Consider the following 4255-nt stretch of genomic DNA (forward strand, 5'->3'; position numbering starts at 1 on the left):
CTCCAACTGTATAAGCACTACCGTTAAAAACTACACGCCCTGGCACATCTTCCATCTCGGCATTGGTTATATAGCTCGGCACACGAACTACTTCAAATCCTTCGACTAAAAGTTTGAGACTTCCGTAACCGTTATCGAAACCCGCCGGAAAAATTTTTTGTAACGTGTGAATGTTTGACATAAAGACAAAGGTAATAGACTTTGATTTGTGAAAATTATCTGTTCAGGTAATTTGGGGGAGCAGAGGGGCACAGGGGCAGGGGAGCAGAGGAGAGAATTAAAACAGTTCTTAGTGTTTACTATTTACTGTTCAAAATGGAGAACTCTGACCTTCAGCAGAATAATTAGTTTTTCTTACACCGATAACTATAATTGTTAATGCAAACAATTTTCTCTTGCTCCCCTGCTCAAGAGCCTTTTTTTCCCCAGACTCAAGAGTTTATCATAACCCCTTGGGGGCTAAGTGGGGTACAAAATGTTAACCAGTCAAATATACCCCATTTAGCACCTATATGCACCCTATATAGGGGTCAAAATGTCCCCAAAATCCTGAACTATTGTTGGGGTATATATAGCCCCCATGTAGCCCCCAATAAGATTTTTTGAAATCTTTTTTATCAACGCAGCAGAAATTAATTTAGATGGTTGACTCTTTGATTTATACTCTACTATCAATGTCTTTGTTAGCAATTTATTTCCTTGCAAGATGGCGAGCTTTGGCTCTGATCCACTTGGAATTTACCTACGAGAAATTGGTCGCTTCGAGAGGCTATTGCCGGAACAAGAAATTTTCTATGCACGACAAGTAAAGCTATGCTGGCACAAGATGAGCTTTCATAATCTTCTCATGCAACGGCTAAAGCCTTCTCCAACTATGGCTGAACTTGCTGCCGAGGCGAAGAAAACAGAAACATAATTAACCCAAATCCTTGAACAAGGTTAACTAGCTAAACAAAAAAAGATTACTGCCAATCTCCGGTTAGTGGTTGCTATAGCTAAAAAGTATCATTGGAGTAAGCCGGAATTTTTGGATCTGATTCAAGAGGGAGCTATCGGTTTACTTTCATGCGGTAGAGAAGTTTGATCCGAATTGCGGTTATAAATTTTCTACCTATGCATACTGGTGGATTCGACAGGGAATTACCAGAGCCGTTGCAAAACAATTGCACACTATTCGCTTACCGCATGACTTGACCAAAAGATTGATGCAAATCAAAAAAGCAGATATCGAACTTTTTCAAACCTTGGAACTAAAGCCCATTATTACAGAAATAAGTACGGTTATTGACGTATGTTCTAAGCAAATCTCCAAATGTCTCAACGCATTTCGTCCGCTACTTTCTTTAAAGTTAGGAATTGGGGAGGAGCAAGAAACTTAACTACAAGAGATATTAGCTGACGAAAGAATCTCCGTACAAGAGTACGTTACCCTAGAATGTCTCCAGTCAGATTTACAGGATTTATTAGCTACCTTGAAGCCAAATCAACGTCTTGTTTTAATGTTACAGTTTGGTCTGGAGGGCGAGGACAAGCTGACTGCAAAACAGATTGCACAAAGATTCAATCTCAGTCATTCCAAGGTACGCTCTGCCTATGGGCAGGGTATCAAAGCTTTACAACGTGAACAAGATCAGATTAAAGATTATTTGGCTAGTTAAAAACTGTTTATGGCCAAGGAGAAGGAATCGCTGTTGTTGAAAGTACTTCTGGCGTATTCAGTCTAATCGCCGTTTGCTCACATTTGGGACATCTGAGTCTTAGACAGAATAAGGTGCAGTAACTTCTAGTCCAGTTTTAATCATCCTCGTTAATTAAAATCTCTATTTGAGCAAACAATAATTCAAGCTTCTTGCGCTTTTTGGGATTATCCCATAGCTTTGATTTTTTCATTTTCTTATAGGTAGAATCTATTTGCTTCTCTAATTCCTTCTCTTCTGTTGACGACTTACGGGTTTTCAACCGTTCTCGAATTTCATTTAGTGATAAATTTTGTAATATCGCCTCTTCCAATAAAGCAATACGTTCTGTCTTTTCTTTCAACTTAGCGATTACTTTAGCTTTTGTGTATTCAATTTTTCCTTGGCGTAGAACTTCTAAAATTTCATCAGGCAACCGCAAGAGAGGAAGTCTGTTAGCAGTGAACGACTCCCATTCCATAAGCCCCAAGCCTGTAAAAATCATTTTTACATCCTCTGCATCAGAATTACTGATAACGTTATCAGTAACTTTTCCCGCCAAAATATTTTGCATTTTATAAAGTAAAGATATAACTTCTGGCACTTTCTTATCTAGTTGAAGTGCTATAAGTTCTAAAATACCTTCTGTTTCTTCAATAGGATTGAGATCGTCTCGCTGTAAATTTTCTACTAATGACAGTTGCAGGGCTTCCTGATCATTTAAGGAACGTGCAATTACAGGTACTTCAGTTAATCCTGCTAAACTAGCTGCTCTGTAACGCCTCTCTCCAGCTACCAACTCATATTTATCGTTAGATAAATAACGGACTAACAATGGTTCTAAGATGCCATGTTCTTTAACCGACTGTACTAACTGCTCTAGCTTTTTTGGATCAAAATAACGGCGAGGCTGCTGAACAGAGAGTTGGATTTTTTCGATAGTGACAAACTGTCCACAGGGAACAGTGTCAACAGACTCCCCAATCAAAGCTTCTAATCCCTTAAGACGGCGACCATAAGGCTTGTCACGCTTTATACTCATAATAATTTCTCCAGCCCTTTAACAATTTTTTTTAGGATTGATAAAGCTGGATGCTTAGGATTAAAGATTGCCAAAGGAACATTTTCTTCAGCAGCATCAGCAAAAGCAGTAGATCGAGGAATTGGGTCATAGACTATCCCAACCTGTGACAATTGTTCTTGAATAGCTAATAGTGTTCGTTCATCTTGGCTATTACGTGAATCAAACATCGTTGGGATAAACCCAGCAATTTTTAGCTTTCGATTTGGAAGAGACTTAACGCGTGTTACTGTATTTAAGAGTAATTCTGTCCCCAAGAATGCCTTGTATTGCGTCTGGATCGGCACTAAAACGTGAGTTGATGCCACTAAACTGATATAAGTAAGAATGCCTAAACTAGGGGGGCAGTCAATCAAAATAAAATCATACTGTTCGCTTACAGGTTCCAAAGCATATTTAAGACGTAAATCACGCATATCTGCTACTACTAACTCTAATTCAGCTGAAGTCAGATCCTGAGATGACGGAACAAAATCCATCCCATGAATTTCTTTAAGAATTGGTAGTGCTTCCTGATCAATCACTGCATTATAAATGGTTTTTTCTTGGGATTCAGGCACAATTCCCATAAAGTTAGTAAGTGAAGCTTGAGGATCTATATCAATTAAAAGAACTCGGTAGTGATGCTTGGTTTTAGCAGGCTTTAATTGTGCTAAGTGATAACCAAGATTAATCGCTAGAGTGGATTTCCCAACTCCACCAGCTTGATTAAATAAACAAATGATAAGGCTCACTAAATTGGCTCACTTCTAATTTCGACTAACTTTTTCTTGAAAACTAGATTATAACGACAACGGAGTAAGCACAGATAATATTTGACTATCTAAATTTGGACTTTCATAAGCTAATATAGTTGAATCAGCTCAAAAGCTTATCATCACTTCGTTTCAAATAAATTAGGCCGGTCTACTCTGCGTTGCTGTCCAACTAGCCACCGTAGTTCTACCACGAAATTAGATGATTTCATCAAAATCAAGATTGAGGTAACGTGCGGTGTCAATCTCTCTTCGTTTCTGAAGATAGGATCTGATGTATTTTGTGCTTCTTCGTTCCACTAATTTCAGGCAGGCAACTTAGTATCTATGTACTATAATTAACTGACTTCCAGTATTATAATAATGTGCGGCCTCTTCTAACAGGCAATGTTCACTCCTCCTAATCTTTCCGCTCAACAAATAAGTGCCTTCCCTCAACACGAAACAATCATCGGAGTCGTAGAACGTTTAACTTTTTACTCTGCTGAGTCAGGCTACACTGTGGCAAGGCTGACTCGTTTGCGTAGCAACGAACTCACAACAATTGTTGGTAGCTTTGCCAATATTCAGCCAGGTCAAACTCTACAACTAACTGGTTTTTGGCGTGACCATCCACAATTTGGCCCCCAGTTCCAGGTAGTTAATTATCGAGAAACCAAACCAGCCACTCTTACCGGAATTGAGAAATATTTGGGCAGTGGTTTAATCAAAGGCGTGGGCCCAGTCACAGCCAAGCGTATCGT

General features: G+C 39.1%; 5 protein-coding genes and 3 pseudogenes. 5 read left to right on the forward strand and 3 right to left on the reverse strand.

The features are described 5' to 3' along the window. A pseudogene (locus ACFFAP_RS36590) lies at positions 1–181 on the reverse strand (hypothetical protein); the annotation flags it as partial. A 525-nt stretch (positions 182–706) separates the two neighbouring features. Between ACFFAP_RS36590 and ACFFAP_RS36595 the strand changes: the two are divergent. The 4 genes and pseudogenes from ACFFAP_RS36595 (at position 707) to ACFFAP_RS36610 (ending at position 1658) form a co-directional block, all read left to right on the forward strand. Beyond that, positions 707–916: a sigma-70 factor domain-containing protein gene (locus tag ACFFAP_RS36595; protein ID WP_375515798.1), complete on the forward strand. Its 210-nt coding sequence runs from the start codon at positions 707–709 to the stop codon at positions 914–916. A gap of 66 nt (positions 917–982) precedes the next feature. Next, entirely contained in the window at positions 983–1084 is a 102-nt protein-coding gene (locus ACFFAP_RS36600) for a hypothetical protein (RefSeq protein ID WP_335068073.1), read from the forward strand. Positions 1085–1109: 25 nt separating this feature from the next. After that, positions 1110–1379 (forward strand): annotated as a pseudogene (locus ACFFAP_RS36605) (RNA polymerase sigma factor, RpoD/SigA family); the annotation flags it as partial. A gap of 120 nt (positions 1380–1499) precedes the next feature. Continuing rightward, positions 1500–1658, forward strand: coding sequence for a hypothetical protein (locus tag ACFFAP_RS36610; RefSeq protein WP_375515800.1), 159 nt, complete (start codon positions 1500–1502; stop codon positions 1656–1658). A 136-nt stretch (positions 1659–1794) separates the two neighbouring features. Here the strand turns inward: ACFFAP_RS36610 and ACFFAP_RS36615 are convergent, their stop codons facing one another. Beyond that, positions 1795–2718 carry a ParB/RepB/Spo0J family partition protein gene (locus ACFFAP_RS36615; protein ID WP_375515799.1) on the reverse strand — a complete coding sequence of 308 codons (924 nt, stop codon included), beginning with the start codon at positions 2716–2718 and terminating at the stop codon, positions 1795–1797. After that, a complete protein-coding gene (locus ACFFAP_RS36620; RefSeq protein WP_012412931.1) occupies positions 2715–3491 on the reverse strand; it encodes a ParA family protein in 777 nt (258 codons plus the stop codon). Before ACFFAP_RS36620 ends, ACFFAP_RS36615 begins: the two co-directional genes overlap by 4 nt. A gap of 408 nt (positions 3492–3899) precedes the next feature. Between ACFFAP_RS36620 and ACFFAP_RS36625 the strand changes: the two are divergent. Then, positions 3900–4255, forward strand: a pseudogene (locus ACFFAP_RS36625) (ATP-dependent RecD-like DNA helicase); the annotation flags it as partial.

Source organism: uncultured Nostoc sp., assembly GCF_964245575.1.
In the GTDB taxonomy this organism is placed as follows: domain Bacteria; phylum Cyanobacteriota; class Cyanobacteriia; order Cyanobacteriales; family Nostocaceae; genus Nostoc.

Coding starts and splice junctions, on each gene's coding strand:
- ACFFAP_RS36595 (WP_375515798.1), top strand. CDS start 707: ATGGCGAGCTTTGGCTCTGATCCACTTGGAATTTACCTACGAGAAATT.
- ACFFAP_RS36610 (WP_375515800.1), top strand. CDS start 1,500: ATGTTACAGTTTGGTCTGGAGGGCGAGGACAAGCTGACTGCAAAACAG.
- ACFFAP_RS36615 (WP_375515799.1), bottom strand. CDS start 2,718: ATGAGTATAAAGCGTGACAAGCCTTATGGTCGCCGTCTTAAGGGATTA.